The following is a 16664-nucleotide window of genomic DNA, read 5'->3' as shown; positions in this document are numbered from 1 at the left end:
TATAGCGGCCAACCAACACACAATCATAATGGATGACACAGCATGAGCACACTGATCAATAAGGTACTGTTTACCCGCGCTGGCTACGGCTTGACCGTTCTGCGGATCTTCGTCGGCATCATCTTCGCCGCTCACGGTGCGCAGAAACTCTTCGGCATGTTCGGTGGTTACGGCATTGCTGGCACCGCGCAGTACATGGAAAGCCTGGGCCTGGCACCGGGTCACCTGATGGCGATCCTGTCCGGTGGTACTGAGTTCTTCGGCGGTCTGGCCCTGATCATCGGTCTGCTGGTACGTCCGGCAGCACTGGGTCTGGCCTTCCTTTCGCTGGTCGCCATTTTCACTGTGCACATCAGCCACGGTCTGTTCATGTCCAACAACGGTTATGAATTCGCCCTGGCCTTGCTCGGCGGCAGCATCGCTGTACTGATCGAGGGTGCCGGCAAACTGTCGGTAGACCGCGCGATCGCTGACTGACCGCTCTGGCTCAACGAAAAGGCCCGCATTGCGCGGGCCTTTTTTGTTGCGCGTCATTCTTGACACTGTCCGGTCAGCTTCTCTAGGATGCTGCTCATGCGCCGATTTAAACAGCTACTTGCGGGGCGTCAGGTGACTCATCCAGTTACCGATAGAAGCTTGAAACAGGCTTCGAAATACCGCTAAAGCGCTGGTTCGGTGTTGCCTCTCACCTGCCATGCAGACTTTTGAGGCAGAGACACGACACAATGAATGCACTAAGCCCCGTTGTACGCCCCGCGCCGATCACGGCACACCTCACCCAGCGCAATCCAAAAATCCTGCTTGGCGGAAAACATCAGCCGACGCTCTTGCGTTATCTCGATGGCTGGCCACGTCGTACTGGCGGGCCCGCGGCGTTCCTGATCCAGTTTGTCGAAGACGGTGAATCGCTGGCGCGATTTGCCAGCGACAGTTTTGATCTGGCGGTGATTCAATCGCCCAGCGTTGAAGACGCACCGGAAGTGATCAGGCAACTGACCCGGGTCGCCCGGCAAGGTCTGATTACGCGCCGCTGAAGCTTTAGAGATACTCGATCGCCACGATGTACACGCACTGCTCACCGGTCGGTGTCTGGACCCGAACCTCGGCGTCCAGCGCCTTGCCGATGAGGGCGCGGGCGAGCGGCGAGTCGATGCTGATCAGGCCCAGTTTCAAGTCCAGCTCATCCGGCCCGACGATGCGATAGCGTGACTCTTTGCCGTCCTCATCTTCGATGGTGACCCAGGCGCCGAAGTAGACCTTGTTCGGGTCGCTGGGCTTCTCGCTGACAACCTTCAGTGCTTCGAGCCGCTTGGTGAGAAAGCGCACGCGACTGTCGATCTCGCGCAGCATCTTTTTGCCGTAGGTGTATTCGGCGTTTTCCGAGCGATCACCCTGTGCCGCCGCCTCGCTGACCGATTGCGTCACCTGAGGCCGACGGACATGCCAGAGCTCATGAAACTCGGCCCGCATCCGCGCTTCACCTTCGGGGGTGATCAGCGCGGTGCCAGCGGTGCGGGGAGGGCGATAACGGCTCATGGCAACTTCTTGTGAAGGAAAGGCCTTGAGTCTATCAACCCTCGCGCAACACTGTCAGGGGGCTGGCGTTCAACGCGCGACGGGTACCGAACACGCCGGCGCCGCCAATCAGCACCGCGCCAATCAACGGCAACACCAACAGCCACGGGTGCGGATGCCACGGCAGGTCGAAGGCATAGCGGTAAAGCACCAGGCTCACCAGTTCCGAACCCAGCGCCGCCAACAGCCCGCTGACCGCGCCGAGCAAACCGAACTCGATTCGCCGTGCCTTGACCAGTAACTGCCGTTCGGCCCCCAGAGCGCGCAACAGCGCGCCTTGGCGAATGCGCTCATCGAGGGTCGCCTGCAAGCCCGAGAACAACACCGCCATTCCCGCGGCCAATACAAACAGCAGCACATATTCCACCGCCAGGGTGACCTGGGCGAGGATGCTGCGTAGCTGCTCCAGCAAGGCTTCGACTTGCAGAATGGTCACCGCCGGGAAGGCCCGGGACAGGTCGACAATCTGCTGATCGTGACCGGCCGCCAGATAGAAACTGGTCAGGTAGGTCGCCGGCAAATCCTTCAACGTGCCGGGCTGGAAGATCATGAAGAAGTTCGGTTGGAAGTTGTCCCAATTGATCTCCCGCAGGCTGGTGACTTTCGCTTCGCGATTGGCCCCGCCAACGGTAAACACCATGTGATCGCCGAGCTTGAGCTTCAAGCTTTCGGCAACCTTGCCTTCCACCGACACGCCAGGTACGTCGTCGTGTGGCTGTTCGCTCCACCAGTTGCCCGCCGTGAGTTTGTTGCCGGTCGGCAGATCCGCCGCCCAGGTCAGGCTCAGGTCGCGCTGGATGGCCCGATCACCCGCTGAATCCTTGCTGACGATTTCCTGCACCGGCTCGCCGTTGATGCTGATCAAGCGTCCGGGCACTACCGGGTACAGTGGCGCCGATTGGGCTGACAGTTCGATCAGGCGATCGGTGAAGGCCTGTTTGTCGGCTGGCAAGATGTTCAGGGCGAAATAGTTTGGCGCGTTTTTCGGCAATTGGTTTTGCCAGGTGTCCAGCAACTCGCCGCGCAGCAATGCGATCAGCGCCATGGACAACAGGATTAGACCGAACGCCAGGGCTTGTCCCGCTGCCGCGAGAGGATGACGCAGCAGTTGGCCCAGCCCAAGGCGCCACGGCAACGAAGCGCGTGCCAGCATCCGACGCAGGCTTTTGAGCAAGAGCAACAGCAGGCCACCGAGGATCAGCGCCGCAATCACGCCGCCGCCGAGCAGGGCGAAGGTCAATACCAGATCGAGGCTCAGGCGCCACATGATCAGGCCGAGGGCGCCCAAGGCGGTGCCGTAGACCATCCAGGTGCTGGAAGGAATCGGCAGCATGTCCCGACGCAGAACCCGTAACGGTGGTACTCGACCGAGTGCAGCCAGTGGCGGCAGGGCAAAACCGGCTAATGCCACCAGCCCGGTGCCGATCCCGGCAATGGCTGGAAACAACCCTCCCGGTGGCACATCGGTCGGCAACAAATCATGCAGCAAAGCGAACAATCCAAGCTGTGCGAGCCAGCCGAGGAGGGCGCCACCGAGGCTGGCAAGCAGGCCGAGTACCGTCAGCTGCAAACTGAACAGCACCATGGTTTCCCGGCGCGACAAGCCCAGGCAGCGCAACAAGGCACTGGCATCGAAGCGGCGGGTGGCGAAGCGCGTCGCCGACAGCGCCACGGCCACGCCGGACAGTAGAACCGCCACCAGACTGGCCATGTTCAAGTAACGCTCGGCCTTGCCCAGCGCACCGCCAATCTGCCGGTTGCCGTCGCGTGCATCCTGTATGCGCTGGTTGGCGGCCAGGCCGGGTTTGATCAGTTGACGATAGGATTCCAGCGCTTCGGCTTTGCCGCGCCAGAGTTCGCGGTAACTGACCCGGCTACCCGGTTGCACCACGCCGGTCGCGGCGAGGTCGCTGAGGTTGATCAGCACGCGTGGCGTGAGGCTGTAGAAATTGCCGGCACGGTCCGGTTCGTAGGTCAGGACTCGCGCCAGTTTCAGGGAGCGCAGGCCGACATCGATGCTGTCGCCGATCTTCAAATCGAGCGCGGTCAACAGCCGCGCTTCGACCCAGGCTTCGCCGGGTTTCGGTCCGCCACCGGCTTCTTCCGGGGCGAAGGGCTGCGGGGCGCTTTTCAGTTCGCCACGCAGCGGATACACGTCGTCGGCTGCTTTGATGCTGGACAGCTGAATGCCGTTGTCGGTGGCGATGACACTGGAGAACTCCACCACTTGAGCGTGTTCGAGTCCCAGCTCCGTGCCGCTTTTGATCTGTTCGGGCCGCGCGGGAGAGCTGCCTTCAAGCAGCAGGTCGGCGCCGAGAAACTCGGTGGCGCGCAGCATCATGGCGCCGTTCAGGCGGGCACCAAAGTAACCGATGGCGGTGCTCGCCGCGACGGCGACCACCAGGGCAAAAAACAGCACACGCAGTTCGCCGGCACGGGCGTCGCGCAGGAGTTGGCGGATGGCAAGACTGAACAGGCGCAACAGCGGCAGGCGTGCCATCAAGGCTCCAGAGGGGCGACCAGCAGGCCGGCTTCAAGGCGGATCAGGCGCCGGCAGCGATGTGCCAGGCGTTCGTCGTGGGTCACCAGCACCAGGGTCGTGCCGCGTTCCTGATTGAGTTCAAACAACAGGTCACTGATGCGCTCGCCGGTATGGCTGTCGAGGTTGCCGGTGGGTTCGTCGGCGAACAGCACATCGGGTTCGGCGGCAAACGCCCGGGCAATCGCCACGCGCTGCTGCTCGCCACCGGAGAGCTGGCGCGGTGAGTGAGTCAGGCGCTGGCCCAGGCCAACGCGCTGGAGCAATTGAGTGGCACGTTCACGGGCGTCTTTGCGGCCATCAAGTTCCAGCGGCAGCATGACGTTTTCCAGGGCGTTGAGGCTGTCGAGCAGCTGAAAGGACTGGAACACAAAACCGACATGCTCGGCCCGAATGCGCGCGCGCTGGTCTTCGTCGAGATTGCTCAGGGCTTGCCCTGCGAGGGTGACTTCACCGCTGCTCGGCAGGTCGAGGCCGGCGAGCAGGCCCAGGAGGGTGGATTTACCGGAACCGGAGGCGCCGACAATCGCCAGGCTGTCGCCCTTGTTCAGTTCGAGGCTGAGTTCGTGCAGGATAGTCAGTTCACCTTCCGCGCTGGGAACCACTTTGCTGAGGTTCTTCGCGGTGAGAATGCTTGCGCCCATGGAGAATCCGATGCGTGTGTGGTTTTTGAGTGCTGGCCTGGCCTTGATGTGCATGGCCCAGAACGCAGCGGCGGGTACTGTCCTGATCGTTGGCGATAGTATCAGCGCCGGTTTCGGCCTGGATACCCGCTTGGGGTGGGTCTCGTTGCTTGAACAACGGCTCAAGCGCGAAGGTTTCGACGATAAGGTGGTGAACGCCTCCATCAGCGGCGACACCAGCGCCGGAGGCCAGGCGCGCCTGCCCGCGCTGCTTGCAGAGCATAAGCCTGAGTTGGTAATCCTCGAGTTGGGCGGCAACGATGGCCTGCGCGGATTGCTGCCAACGCAATTGCAACAAAACCTTGCGGCGATGATCGACAGCTCCCGCGCCAGTGGCGCCAAGGTGCTGCTGCTCGGCATGCAATTGCCACCCAACTACGGCGTTCGTTATACCGAGGCCTTTGCGAAGGTCTACAGCACGCTGGCCAACGAGAAAAAGATCCCGTTGGTGCCGTTTTTTCTCGACGGCGTGGGCGGTCATCCGGACTTGATGCAAGCCGACGGCTTGCACCCGGCTGTCGGGGCTCAGGACAAGTTGCTGGAAAATGTCTGGCCGACACTGAAACCGCTGCTTTGACGCTTTTCTAGCGGCGGTGTTTCGGCTAAGGTGGCGCCCCCGATTTGGAGCCCCCGATGCCGCGTCCTGCCTGGTCCCTTTTTGCCTACCAACTGATCGAGCCTGACGAACAGCTGGATCTGTTCGCCTGCCAGGAAGTGCGGGTGCATCTGGTGACTCGTCAGCTGGAGCTGGGCGGCTCGGCCGATCGAACCTTGTGCGGCAGTCTGCTGCCCGCGCAACCGCGCTGGTCGAGTGTCGACCGCCGGGTGTTCCAGGACCAGCGCCTGTGTTCGCTGTGCCGGGCCATCCTGGAATCGCAAAAACGCGGCACCTCGCCGATCTGGCCAGAGTTGCGGTTCGAGCTATAGAGCATCAAAGATAGCTTGCTATCGGCCAACTCCCCGAAATTCCAGACTCCGGTGTACAATCGCGTTTTTATACCCTTGTCGATCATGCGAAGGATTTTCCGGATGTTGCCGCGTTTTCCTGCCGTCACCCGCTGCCTGTCTCTTGCCGCCCTTTGTGTGGCGGGCCCCGTAGCCGCATTGGAGCTGCCCCTGCCACCACCCGGTGAAGACATCATCGGTCAGGTGCAAGTGATCAAGGCCAAGTACGAAGACACCTTCGCCGACCTTGGCACCACCTACGATCTGGGCTACACGGAAATGGTCGCGGCCAACCCGGGCGTGGATCCGTGGTTGCCGGGCGCTGGTACCGAGATCGTCCTGCCGACGCGCTTTATCCTGCCGCCGGGCCCGCGTGAAGGCATCGTCATCAACCTGGCTGAATACCGCCTTTACTACTTCCCGAAAGGCCGGAACGTGGTCTACACCTTCCCGCTGGGTATCGGTCGTGAAGGCTGGGGCTCGCCGATTGCCCATACCAGCATCATCGCCAAGACGCCGAACCCGACCTGGACTCCTCCAGCGTCGATCAAGGCCGAGCACGCCGCTGATGGCGATCCGCTGCCGAACGTCGTGCCGGCAGGCCCGGATAACCCGCTAGGGCCGTTCAAGTTCACCCTGGGCACGCCGGGCTACCTGATCCACGGTTCGAACAAGAAGTTCGGCATCGGCATGCGCACCAGCCACGGCTGCTTCCGCATGTTCAACAACAACGTGCTGGAAATGGCGGGCATGGTGCCGGTCGGTACGTCGGTACGCATTCTCAGCGATCCGTACAAATTCGGCGTCAGTGGTGGCAAGGTCTATCTGGAAGCGCACACACCGCTGGACGACAAGGGCAACCCTTCTGTGGTCGACAAACACACCGCGGTGATCAACGCGATGCTCAAGCGTGAGGACATCACCAATAACCTGCGCATGAATTGGGATGTGGTCCGCGACGTGGTTGCCGCGGAAGATGGCCTGCCGGTGGAGATCGGAGTGCCGAACTCCTCGGCACCGATGGTGACGAGTGCGCCGATCGACCCGCTGCAGTAACCCTTGAAAAGAACCCGCCGACGCAGGCCGCGTCGGCGGGTTTTTTGTTGCCGAGAGGAAACATCAGGCAATAAAAAAGCCGACCCATAAATGGGTCGGCTTGATAACAATCCCGAAGGATTATTACTTGCGGCTAGCTTTGTCCAGCATGCGCAGAGCACGCTCGTTAGCTTCGTCAGCAGTCTGTTGTGCTTTTTGAGCAGCAGCCAGAGCTTCATCAGCTTTACGGTAAGCTTCGTCTGCACGAGCCTGGGAGCGAGCTGCTGCGTCTTCAGTAGCAGTCAGACGTGCTTCGGTTTCTTTCGATACGCTGCTGCAACCGGTAGCCAGAACTGCGGCCAGAGCCAGAGCAGAGAATTTCAGAACGTTGTTCATCGTGTTCCCCTTCAAGGACTTTCTATTAAGTAGCTGTCTCCTCAGAGTGAGGAAATAGCCGGCGTACATACTACCCATTACTTCTAGTAAGTAAACTGACGTGTAGCAAGAAGCAAAAAAAATTGTAGGCGTTGATTCTTTTTCGAGCAACTTTTAACTGCATTGTTTAAAAAATATCCAGCTGGGAGGCCCGAGCTGAGCGAGCCGGCGAAAAAAGTTCCGTGCACTCAGCGCTGTTTTTCTCAATCTTGGCTAAAGTCTGTCTACATGGATTCGTCCATACTTTTGTTCGGATTTTGCGCCGTGGCTCTCATAATCTTTAACCATCTTGATGGTGACTTTAAAAGCGCGCGTTCGTCTTAAGTCTCAACATCCGGCAATGTTCAGGCTATCGACCCGCGGATATCTTCGGTCGAGCCGTCCCTGCGTAACCCGGAGCAGCACCCGCCACCTGCGCGCGATGACGAGCGTACCTTGAGCATTTCTGCCAATGGTGCCTACTATTTGATACGTGCCAGGTTGTGCGAGATCGGTGCAGCTCTTCTCGGTGTCCATTCAGGCACGGGGTGGCGTAGATGTTCCTTCGCCGGAAAAACATCGGTAAGGTAGGGGTCAGAATTCAAGACCCGCGAGGAGTAGTGATGAGCGAGGCGTTGTCCATCCACCATGACCAGGCTGGTCATCAGTTCGAGACCAGTGTGGACGGTCATCGTGCCTACCTGACTTATATGGATCTGGGGAAACAGACCCTGGATATCTATCGCACCTTCGTGCCCAACGCGTTGCGTGGTCGCGGCATCGCGGCAGCCTTGACCGAGAAGGCGCTGGAGTACGCCGAGGAAATGGGCTACACCGTCATTCCTTCGTGTTCCTACGTGGAGCGCTACATGGAGCGTCACCAGCGGCATGCCGCCAAGCTGAGCCAGTAACCTCAAAATACGAACACAAAAAACGCCGGGTTTAGCCCGGCGTTTTTGTGTGCGGCGAAAAGTGATCAGGTGCGAGCGCGTTTCGGCAGCACATCCGTGAGCTTGGTGTGCATGCTGCGCAAGGTGTTTTCAGTCGCGGTCCAATCGATGCAGGCATCGGTGATCGACACGCCGTATTGCAGGTCGGCGAGGTCTTTCGGAATGGCCTGGCAGCCCCAGTTCAGGTGACTTTCGACCATCAGGCCGATGATCGACTGGTTGCCTTCGAGGATCTGGTTGGCGACGTTTTCCATCACCAGCGGTTGCAGGGCCGGGTCTTTGTTGGAGTTGGCGTGGCTGCAATCGACCATGATGTTCGGTTTGATTTTCGCCTTGTTCAGCGCTTGCTCGCAGAGCGCGACGCTGACCGAATCATAGTTCGGCTTGCCATTGCCGCCGCGCAGTACGACGTGACCGTAGGCGTTGCCCTTGGTGGTGACGATCGACACGCCACCTTCCTGGTTGATACCCAGGAAGCGGTGCGGGCTGGAAACCGACTGCAGGGCGTTGATCGCAACCGTCAGGCCGCCATCGGTGCCGTTCTTGAAGCCGACAGCCGAAGACAGGCCGGAAGCCATTTCGCGGTGAGTCTGGGATTCGGTGGTGCGCGCGCCGATGGCGGACCAGCTGATCAGGTCCTGCAAGTATTGCGGGGAGATCGGGTCAAGGGCTTCAGTGGCGGTAGGCAGGCCCATCTCGGCCAGGTCCAGCAGCAACTGACGACCGATGTGCAGACCGTCCTGAATCTTGAAGGAGTCATCCAGGTACGGGTCGTTGATCAAGCCTTTCCAGCCGACGGTGGTGCGTGGCTTCTCGAAATACACACGCATGACCAGATACAGGGTATCGGACACTTCCGCTGCGAGTACCTTCAGGCGCTCGGCGTATTCGTGGGCAGCCTTGATGTCGTGGATCGAGCAAGGCCCGATCACGACGAACAGGCGGTGGTCGGTGCCATCAAGAATGTTGCGAATGACTTCGCGACCCTTGGTGACGGTGCGCAGCGCAGCGTCGCTCAGAGGGATATCACGCTTGAGCTGATCGGGAGTGATCAGGGTCTCGTTGGAGGCGACGTTTAGGTCGTTGATCGGTAAATCAGCCATCGTTTACTCGTCAGGTCACGGGTGCCGGCCGCCAGCGAACCCGCGCGGCGGAGCACAGCAAATTAAGCGCGTCGGGGAGCCGAACCTTAGCGCGTTACGCGCCTGCTCGACAATGGGCAGACAGCGGTTTCGGGGGCATTCTCACTAATTGAGAACGCCGCCTAACCCAGCGCAGGCTGTGCAAATGCCTTGCGAACCGTGTCGTGAGAGAACTCGTCGGCATGCTCCTGGACCCAGTCGAGGGCCAGGGCCTGAACATCCTGCAGGTCTTCGTGTGCGTCACGCAGGCGGCAATAACGTTCGATCTGGCAAACCTGCTCGCCCATTCGCGCGCTGAACAGCATCTGTTCGTCGACGAAGGCAATGCCCACCAGATAGCCGCGCTTGCGTCGCAGGCACCAGGCCACATAGCCCAGATAGCGCAAATCGGGATTCAGGGTTGGCATGCGCACTTCCAGCGCCGTACCGTGGCGCCAGGCGCGGTGGTAATTGCAAGCCATGCCGCCGAGGCTGATAGTGTGCAGCCGTTGCCGCGAAATGCACTCATGCTTGAGCAACGTTAATTCGACGGGCACATCGTCAGGGTGAGGTAGAAAACGTCCCATGAGCACAGACTCCATGTGTCGGCCATTTGACATTGTTTCCCCCAGTATAGTGGTCGAATTGGAACTGACTGATTTCGACACCGACCAACGGCTGCTGGAGATGAGCGGTGTGTCGCTGGTGATTTTCACCAGCGTGGGCTGCGCCAGTTGCCGTTTTGCCCGTGAGCAATTGCCAAGACTTGATCTTGCAATCGACCGGCTGTGCTGGATCGATGCCGGGGGCAATGGCGGGGTGGTCGAGCGTTATCAGGTTTTTCATTTGCCGGCGCTGTTTTTGGTGCGCGGCGGCGAGTTCTTCGGGCCAGTACAGTCGTGCCTGACCAGCACCGGGCTTAATGAAGCCGTGCGCCAGGCGCTCAGTCGATATGCAGAGGAGTTGCCATGATGGGGGCAGTTGCCAAACCGACAATCGGTATTATCGGAACCGGCGCAATCGGCGGGTTCTACGGGGTGATGCTGGCGCGTGCCGGTTTCGATGTGCACTTCTTGTTACGCAGTGAGTTTGCAGCCGTCGCCGAACACGGGTTGCAAGTCGACAGTGCGGCCCATGGCGCACTGACATTGAATCCGGTCCAGGCCTATTCGTGCGCTGAAGACATGCCGGCCTGCGACTGGTTGCTGGTCGGCGCAAAAACCACCAGCAACGCAGACCTGGCGCCAGCCATCATTCAAGCTGCTGCACCGAATGCCAACGTCCTGCTGTTGCAAAATGGCCTGGACGTCGAAGACAGCTTGCGCGAGTTGCTTCCCGATTCGCTGCACTTGCTTGGCGGGTTGTGTTTTATCTGCGTCCATCGCGCAGGGCCTGGCGTCATCACTCATCAAGCGCTCGGTGCGGTGAATGTCGGCTACCACAGCGGTCCCGCAGCCGATGAGCAGGCGCGAATGACGATTGTCGAGGAGGGCGCCGGGCTGTTCCGCAGCGCCGGCATCGACTCCCAGGCCATGCCGAACCTGCACCAGGCACGCTGGCAAAAACTGGTCTGGAATATCCCTTACAACGGTCTGTCGGTTCTGCTTGGGGCCAGCACCACGCCGTTGATGGCCGATGCCGACAGCCGGGAACTGATCCAGGCGCTGATGGCCGAAGTGGTTCAGGGGGCAGTCGCCTGTGGTCACGATATACCGGCCGGGTATGCCGACCATTTGTTCAAGGTGACTGAGAAAATGCCCGACTATTGGCCGAGCATGTACCACGATTTCCTGCACAAACGACCGCTGGAATTGCAGGCAATTTACGCGCGACCTCTGGCGGCGGCCAAGGCGGCGGGGTGCGAATTGCCGCGAATCGAAGCCTTGTATCGCAGCTTGAGTTTTATCGATCGACGCAACACGTGAGTCGATCAATCTGAGGGGGAAGGGCATGGCAAAGACTATCGACGACAAACTGGTGCTGGCGATTTCGTCGCGGGCACTGTTCGACCTGAGCGAAAGTCACAAGGTCTATCTGTCGAGCGGCGTCGAGGCCTACCGGCAATACCAGATTGAACACGAAGACGAAATCCTCGAACCCGGTGATGCGTTTCCGTTGGTGGAAAAACTCCTCACTCTGAACGCCAGCCTCGGTCGGGCCCGGGTCGAGGTGATCCTGGTGTCGCGCAACAGCGCCGACACCGGCCTGAGGGTGTTCAACTCGATTGATCATTACGGCCTGGCGATTTCCCGTGCGGCGTTTGTTGGCGGACGCAGCCCTTATCCGTACCTCAAGGCCTTTGGTTGCGACCTGTTTCTCTCCACCCATGCCGAAGACGTGCGCAGCGCGCTGGATGCCGGGTTCGCCGCAGCGACCATTCTGTCGGGCGGTGCCAGCCGTGCGGCCAGTGATGAACTGCGCATCGCCTTCGACGGTGATGCGGTGCTGTTTTCCGACGAATCGGAGCGGATCTATCAGTCCGGTGGTCTGGAAGCGTTTCAGGCCAGCGAACGGGAATCGGCCCGAGAGCCCTTGCGCGGTGGGCCGTTCAAAGGCTTTCTCGCCGCGCTCAATTTGTTGCAACGCGAGTTTCCCGATGATGCCTGCCCGATCCGCACCGCCCTGGTGACGGCTCGGTCGGCGCCGGCCCATGAACGGGTGATTCGTACGTTGCGCGAATGGGACATTCGTCTGGACGAGTCGCTGTTTCTTGGCGGGCTGACCAAATCGGCATTTCTCGAAGCGTTTGCCGCCGACGTGTTTTTTGACGATCAGGCCGGCCATTGCGAGTTGGCACGGGAAGTGGTCGCCACCGGTCACGTGCCTCACGGCATAAGCAACGAACAAAAAGTTTAAGCCCGCCGTTCAACGCGTTACGCCGAGCGTCGTACTCGCCAAGGCACTGCTAAGCTGAATCAAATCTCCGCCATGTTGGCACGCGAGGAGGTCATATGATTCGTTCGATGCTGTATGCCACTGACCTCGGCCTGTATGCACCGTTGGTGATGCAGCATGCCCTGGCGTTGGCGCGGACATTCAATGCCGATTTGTATGTGGTGCACGCGGTTGAGCCCATGGGGTTGTTTGCTGAATCCGTGCTGCAGAGTTACCTCGATGAGCAGGCCTTGAGCGAGTTTCACAGTCAGGGCCTGAGTAAGGTGATTGCCAGTATCGAGCAGCGGGTGCTCGACAGCTTTCGTGAAGAGTTGGGGGATGAAGGGGAGCAGGACCTGGAGCGGATTCAAGCGGTGCGGGTGCTGCAGGGTGACCCGTCGCAGGTGATTCTCGACCAGGCGCAGAAACTCTCTGTGGATTTGTTGATCGTAGGTAGTCATAGCCATGGTGCTGGCGCGGAAACGCCTTTGGGCCGGACCGCAGCGCGGGTGTTGCAGTTGGCACGGGTCCCAGTCTATCTGGTGCCGCTGGTGGAACGTCGTCGCCAAGGCGATCGGTAGTGTCCTGCCTCGCAGGACACCAGAACATGAATAGTGGCAGTTTGACAAAAAAGTTCTAGATTTATTCTTCAAACCATTAATATAGTTATATACCGTCGCTGATGCCCGTGGCGTCTACCTGCTTTGAGGGATTCATATGAAGCTTCAACAACTGCGCTACATCTGGGAAGTGGCGCACCACGACCTCAACGTTTCCGCTACAGCCCAAAGCTTGTACACCTCGCAACCGGGTATCAGTAAGCAAATCCGTCTGCTGGAAGACGAACTCGGCGTCGAGGTTTTTGCTCGCAGCGGCAAGCACCTGACCCGCGTCACCCCGGCCGGCGAGCGCATCATCAACACCGCCGGCGAGATCCTGCGCAAGGTTGAAAGCATCAAGCAGATCGCCCAGGAATTCTCCAACGAGAAGAAAGGCACCCTGTCGATCGCCACCACGCACACTCAGGCCCGTTATGCATTGCCGCCGGTGATCAGCAATTTCATCAAGCAGTACCCGGACGTTGCGCTGCACATGCACCAGGGTTCGCCAATGCAAATCGCCGAAATGGCCGCTGACGGCACCGTCGATTTCGCCATTGCTACCGAAGCGCTGGAACTGTTCGGCGACCTGGTGATGATGCCCTGCTACCGCTGGAACCGCTGCGTGGTCGTGCCTCAGGGCCACCCGCTGACCAAGCTGTCGAAGCTGACCCTGGAAGCCCTGGCCGAATACCCGATCGTGACGTACGTGTTCGGTTTCACCGGCCGTTCGAAGCTCGATGAAGCCTTCAGCCATCGTGGCCTGACGCCGAAAGTGGTGTTCACCGCCGCCGATGCTGACGTGATCAAGACTTATGTTCGCCTGGGTCTGGGCGTAGGCATCGTGGCGAAAATGGCCGTCGACGCCAAACTCGACAGCGACCTGGTCATGCTTGATGCCAGCGACTTGTTCGAATCCAGCATCACCAAAATCGGTTTCCGCCGTGGCACCTTCCTGCGTGGCTTCATGTGCGACTTCATCGAGAAGTTCGCCCCGCACCTGACCCGCGAAGTCATGGCCAAGGCCATTCAGTGCCACAACAAGCAGGAACTGGAAGAGCTGTTCGACGGCGTCGAGCTGCCAGTTCATTAATCTCCTTTAGACCACCTCGGTAACAGCAAACTGTTGCCGAGCACCCGCCACCAGAATCTCCACCTCGTCCCCTTCGAACTTGCCCAGCAGGCTTTTGCCCAGCGGTGAACGAGGGGTGATGACGGTGATCATTTGCCCCACCATATCGACTTTCAATCCTGCCGCGTCCGGGGCCAAAAACAGCCATTGCTCACGACCCTTTTCGTCTTCCAGACCGAGCAGGGCGCCGACTTCGATTCCGCGTTGTTCGTCATAAGGACGCAAGGTCAGGTTCTGGCAAAGCGTGAGTGAATGACGGATTTCTTCCACACGTCTGGCTTGTCCAGCCGCCAGATAAGACGCTTCCAGGCCCAGTGTGTCGTACTTGTTTTCGGCGATGTTTTCTTCGTGGGTCGCGGTTTCGTAAGCGGTTTGCGCGGCACGCTCGGCGATGTCGAGATCGATCCGAAGCTTGTCGATAATCAATTGGTGGACGGCTGGCTTGTGCATAGAGAGCTTCATGGTCAGTCGCAGAATTGCAGGACGTTGGCGCGGCTTTTTTCGCTCGGCGCGGTCGCGTCCTGTTGCAGCCAGAACTGGCATTTCGGATTGGACAGATTGCGGCGGGTGCTGCGGGCCTGATCCATTCGTTGCTGCTGCTCGTTCTTGCGCAGGTTATCTTCGTACTGTTCGAACAGCGGGCTCTGCGGCGGGATGTCCGGCACCGGTTGCACCACCACCACCGGCGGCTTGGCCAGTTGCTCTACAGCGGCGGCGACGGGCGCGAGTTGCTCGCTGAACAGCAGGCGCGAGGCGAGCCAGCAGGTCAGCGCGATCGCGAGGAATCCAAGCCACAGACCGAGTGCAATGCTGCCGGTCAACTGCAGCGCATTGAGCTGAATCGGCAACGGACGGCGCGGGTTGGGACGGTAGGGCATGGCTGCCTCCTGGCGGGTGGTCGCGGGCGAATGGCGATTGTCGCACGAAGATTAATCGCCGTCGGCTCTTCTGCGCGAGGTAATTTATGCGGACAATCGGCGCCTTTGCCAACGGGAGCCTGGAATGCCTGAAATGCCTGAAGTGAAAAACCGCTGGCGCTGGGATATTTTTTGCACCGTGGTCGACAACTTTGGCGACATCGGTGTGACTTGGCGCCTGGCCCGACAGCTGGTGGCCGAACATGCCGTGGCGGTGCGCTTGTGGGTCGATGACCTGCGGGCCTTCGAACGCATCTGCCCTGACATCGACATCAGCGCCGCGCAGCAATGGCAGCAGGGTGTCGAGGTGCGTCAGTGGCCGACCGAATGGCAACCCGCTGAAGCCGCCGATGTAGTGATTGCCGCGTTCGCCTGCCAGTTGCCGAGCGCCTACATGGAGGCCATGGCCTCGCGGGAAAAGCCGCCACTGTGGATGAACCTTGACTACCTGAGCGCCGAAGACTGGGTGATCGGCTGTCACGGTTTGCCGTCGGTAAAGTACAAGAGCGTGCAGAAGTACTTCTTCTTTCCGGGGTTTCAGAAAGGCACGGGTGGCTTGCTGCGTGAAAGCGGATTGCTTGAACGTCGCCGGCAGTTTCAGCAGAACCCCGAGGCGCAGAGAGAATTCCTGCAAGGCCTGGGGATTGATCGCGCACCGAACGCACAGCTGATTTCGTTGTTTGCCTACGAAAATGCCGGATTGGCCAGTTGGCTGGAGGTGATGGCCGCTGATTCGATACCCACACATCTGCTGGTGCCCGAAGGGCGGATTCTTGGGGATGTCGAACGCTGGCTCGGTGTCGATCAGCTGGCGGCCGGTGCGGTGCACGTGCGCGGCGAGTTGACCGTGCAAGTGCTGCCGTTCGTCCGACAGGATCAATACGACCACCTGCTTTGGTGCTGCGATTTCAACGCCGTGCGCGGCGAAGATTCCTTCATTCGCGCGCAATGGGCAGGGCGGCCGCTGCTCTGGCACATTTATCAGCAGGACGAAGACATCCACCTGGACAAGCTCGACGCCTTCCTGACTCTATACACCAAAGGCCTGTCCGAGCCTGCCAGCGAGGCGATCAGCGGTCTTTGGCGTGCGTGGAATGCAGGTCAAAATATGTCTGACCACTGGCTGGCAACCCGTAAACACTGGCCGGAGCTGCAAAAACACGCCGAGAAGTGGTGTCTGGAACAGGCCTTGCAGGCCGATCTTGCCGCAGCGCTGGTACAGTTTTATGTAAATTGGATATGATACGCGGCCTAGATTTTTGTAAATCCCATCCAAATTCGGATATTCGCAATGAAAACTGGTAAAGAACTGAAACCCGGTACCGTGATCCGTCTCGAAAACGATCCTTGGCTGGTTCAGAAAGCTGAATTCACCAAATCCGGTCGTAACAGCGCGATCATGAAGACCAAGCTGAAAAACCTGCTGACCGGTTACAAGACCGAGATCGTTTACAGCGCCGACGACAAACTGGACGACGTAATCCTCGACCGCAAAGAAGCGACCCTGTCCTTCATCAGCGGCGACACCTACACGTTCATGGACACCACCGACTACACCATGTACGAGCTGAACGCTGAAGACATCGAAGCCGTTCTGCCTTTCGTTGAAGAAGGCATGACCGATGTTTGTGAAGCGATCTTCTTCGAAGAGCGTCTGGTTTCCGTAGAACTGCCGACCACCATCGTGCGCGTAGTTGACTACACCGAAGGTTCGGCTCGCGGCGACACTTCCGGCAAGGTGATGAAGCCTGCCAAGCTGAGCAACGGCACTGAGCTGCAAGTTGCTGACTTCATCGAAATCGGTGACCGCATCGAAATCGACACCCGCGAAGGCGGTTCCTACAAAGGCCGTGCTAAATAAGCACAGCTTCAGGAATGAA

21 protein-coding genes are annotated in these 16664 nt (G+C 59.5%); 13 read left to right on the top strand and 8 right to left on the bottom strand.

Annotated features, from left to right (window positions below; translation table 11 throughout):
- Positions 1 to 42 precede the first annotated feature (42 nt).
- Both ACYZTM_RS06060 and ACYZTM_RS06055 read left to right on the top strand, forming a co-directional pair.
- Positions 43 to 477 carry a DoxX family protein gene (locus ACYZTM_RS06060; RefSeq protein WP_131060023.1) on the top strand — a complete coding sequence of 145 codons (435 nt, stop codon included), beginning with the start codon at positions 43 to 45 and terminating at the stop codon, positions 475 to 477.
- A 248-nt stretch (positions 478 to 725) separates the two neighbouring features.
- The gene (locus ACYZTM_RS06055) at positions 726 to 1034 is read left to right on the top strand and encodes a class I SAM-dependent methyltransferase (RefSeq protein ID WP_438658195.1); all 309 of its coding nucleotides are present in this window, start codon (positions 726 to 728) and stop codon (positions 1032 to 1034) included.
- Between the two features lie 4 nt (positions 1035 to 1038).
- Here the strand turns inward: ACYZTM_RS06055 and greB are convergent, their stop codons facing one another.
- The 3 genes from greB to ACYZTM_RS06040 are packed head-to-tail and all read right to left on the bottom strand — an operon-like array spanning position 1039 to position 4758.
- Complete coding sequence (gene greB, locus ACYZTM_RS06050) at positions 1039 to 1536, bottom strand: transcription elongation factor GreB (RefSeq protein WP_033057207.1); 498 nt, start codon at positions 1534 to 1536, stop codon at positions 1039 to 1041.
- A 34-nt stretch (positions 1537 to 1570) separates the two neighbouring features.
- On the bottom strand, positions 1571 to 4075 hold the full coding sequence (locus tag ACYZTM_RS06045) for an ABC transporter permease (RefSeq protein ID WP_461987593.1): 2505 nt from the start codon (positions 4073 to 4075) through the stop codon (positions 1571 to 1573).
- Positions 4075 to 4758: an ABC transporter ATP-binding protein gene (locus ACYZTM_RS06040; protein WP_461987591.1), complete on the bottom strand. Its 684-nt coding sequence runs from the start codon at positions 4756 to 4758 to the stop codon at positions 4075 to 4077. The genes ACYZTM_RS06045 and ACYZTM_RS06040 overlap by 1 nt, the downstream gene beginning before the upstream one ends.
- 10 nt (positions 4759 to 4768) lie before the next feature.
- Here ACYZTM_RS06040 and ACYZTM_RS06035 point away from each other — a divergent pair, with 10 nt between their 5' ends.
- The 3 genes from ACYZTM_RS06035 (at position 4769) to ACYZTM_RS06025 (ending at position 6798) form a co-directional block, all read left to right on the top strand.
- Positions 4769 to 5374: an arylesterase gene (locus tag ACYZTM_RS06035; protein WP_131060026.1), complete on the top strand. Its 606-nt coding sequence runs from the start codon at positions 4769 to 4771 to the stop codon at positions 5372 to 5374.
- 56 nt (positions 5375 to 5430) lie between these two features.
- A complete protein-coding gene (locus ACYZTM_RS06030) occupies positions 5431 to 5724 on the top strand; it encodes a hypothetical protein (RefSeq protein WP_003226812.1) in 294 nt (97 codons plus the stop codon).
- A gap of 102 nt (positions 5725 to 5826) precedes the next feature.
- On the top strand, positions 5827 to 6798 hold the full coding sequence (locus ACYZTM_RS06025) for a L,D-transpeptidase family protein (RefSeq protein WP_131060027.1): 972 nt from the start codon (positions 5827 to 5829) through the stop codon (positions 6796 to 6798).
- A 123-nt stretch (positions 6799 to 6921) separates the two neighbouring features.
- On the opposite strand, the gene oprI is transcribed toward ACYZTM_RS06025, so the two are convergent.
- A complete protein-coding gene (gene oprI / locus ACYZTM_RS06020) occupies positions 6922 to 7173 on the bottom strand; it encodes an outer membrane lipoprotei OprI (RefSeq protein ID WP_002553018.1) in 252 nt (83 codons plus the stop codon).
- A gap of 641 nt (positions 7174 to 7814) precedes the next feature.
- Between oprI and ACYZTM_RS06015 the strand changes: the two genes are divergently transcribed.
- The gene (locus ACYZTM_RS06015; RefSeq protein WP_010461341.1) at positions 7815 to 8102 is read left to right on the top strand and encodes a GNAT family N-acetyltransferase; all 288 of its coding nucleotides are present in this window, start codon (positions 7815 to 7817) and stop codon (positions 8100 to 8102) included.
- A gap of 65 nt (positions 8103 to 8167) precedes the next feature.
- On the opposite strand, the gene ACYZTM_RS06010 is transcribed toward ACYZTM_RS06015, so the two are convergent.
- Positions 8168 to 9244 (bottom strand): 3-deoxy-7-phosphoheptulonate synthase, encoded by a 1077-nt coding sequence (locus ACYZTM_RS06010; RefSeq protein WP_461987588.1) that lies wholly within the window; start codon positions 9242 to 9244, stop codon positions 8168 to 8170.
- A gap of 161 nt (positions 9245 to 9405) precedes the next feature.
- The gene (locus ACYZTM_RS06005) at positions 9406 to 9849 is read right to left on the bottom strand and encodes a PilZ domain-containing protein (protein ID WP_461987586.1); all 444 of its coding nucleotides are present in this window, start codon (positions 9847 to 9849) and stop codon (positions 9406 to 9408) included.
- On the opposite strand from ACYZTM_RS06005, the gene ACYZTM_RS06000 reads away from it, so the two are divergent.
- From ACYZTM_RS06000 to cysB, 5 genes are all read left to right on the top strand, one after another.
- A complete protein-coding gene (locus ACYZTM_RS06000; protein WP_461987584.1) occupies positions 9848 to 10234 on the top strand; it encodes a YbbN family protein in 387 nt (128 codons plus the stop codon). The genes ACYZTM_RS06005 and ACYZTM_RS06000 overlap by 2 nt on opposite strands.
- The gene (locus tag ACYZTM_RS05995; protein ID WP_131060031.1) at positions 10231 to 11187 is read left to right on the top strand and encodes a putative 2-dehydropantoate 2-reductase; all 957 of its coding nucleotides are present in this window, start codon (positions 10231 to 10233) and stop codon (positions 11185 to 11187) included. The genes ACYZTM_RS06000 and ACYZTM_RS05995 overlap by 4 nt, the downstream gene beginning before the upstream one ends.
- A 25-nt stretch (positions 11188 to 11212) precedes the next feature.
- Entirely contained in the window at positions 11213 to 12118 is a 906-nt protein-coding gene (locus tag ACYZTM_RS05990) for a 5'-nucleotidase (RefSeq protein ID WP_461987582.1), read from the top strand.
- Between the two features lie 95 nt (positions 12119 to 12213).
- Positions 12214 to 12717, top strand: coding sequence for a universal stress protein (locus ACYZTM_RS05985; protein WP_131060033.1), 504 nt, complete (start codon positions 12214 to 12216; stop codon positions 12715 to 12717).
- Between the two features lie 136 nt (positions 12718 to 12853).
- The gene (gene cysB / locus ACYZTM_RS05980) at positions 12854 to 13828 is read left to right on the top strand and encodes an HTH-type transcriptional regulator CysB (protein WP_461987580.1); all 975 of its coding nucleotides are present in this window, start codon (positions 12854 to 12856) and stop codon (positions 13826 to 13828) included.
- A 6-nt stretch (positions 13829 to 13834) separates the two neighbouring features.
- On the opposite strand, the gene ACYZTM_RS05975 is transcribed toward cysB, so the two are convergent.
- Positions 13835 to 14317, bottom strand: a complete 483-nt coding sequence (locus ACYZTM_RS05975; protein ID WP_131060034.1) for a GreA/GreB family elongation factor — start codon at positions 14315 to 14317, stop codon at positions 13835 to 13837.
- A gap of 14 nt (positions 14318 to 14331) precedes the next feature.
- Complete coding sequence (locus tag ACYZTM_RS05970; RefSeq protein ID WP_461987577.1) at positions 14332 to 14745, bottom strand: hypothetical protein; 414 nt, start codon at positions 14743 to 14745, stop codon at positions 14332 to 14334.
- Positions 14746 to 14869: 124 nt separating this feature from the next.
- Between ACYZTM_RS05970 and earP the strand changes: the two genes are divergently transcribed.
- Together earP and ACYZTM_RS05960 are read left to right on the top strand one after the other, a co-directional pair.
- A complete protein-coding gene (gene earP / locus ACYZTM_RS05965) occupies positions 14870 to 16027 on the top strand; it encodes an elongation factor P maturation arginine rhamnosyltransferase EarP (RefSeq protein ID WP_461987575.1) in 1158 nt (385 codons plus the stop codon).
- 48 nt (positions 16028 to 16075) lie between these two features.
- Positions 16076 to 16645 carry an elongation factor P gene (locus ACYZTM_RS05960; RefSeq protein WP_032626910.1) on the top strand — a complete coding sequence of 190 codons (570 nt, stop codon included), beginning with the start codon at positions 16076 to 16078 and terminating at the stop codon, positions 16643 to 16645.
- The last annotated feature ends 19 nt before the right edge of the window (positions 16646 to 16664 follow it).

The organism is Pseudomonas sp. MDT2-39-1 (assembly GCF_054898085.1).
This window is presented reverse-complemented; position numbering and strand designations above follow the sequence as displayed.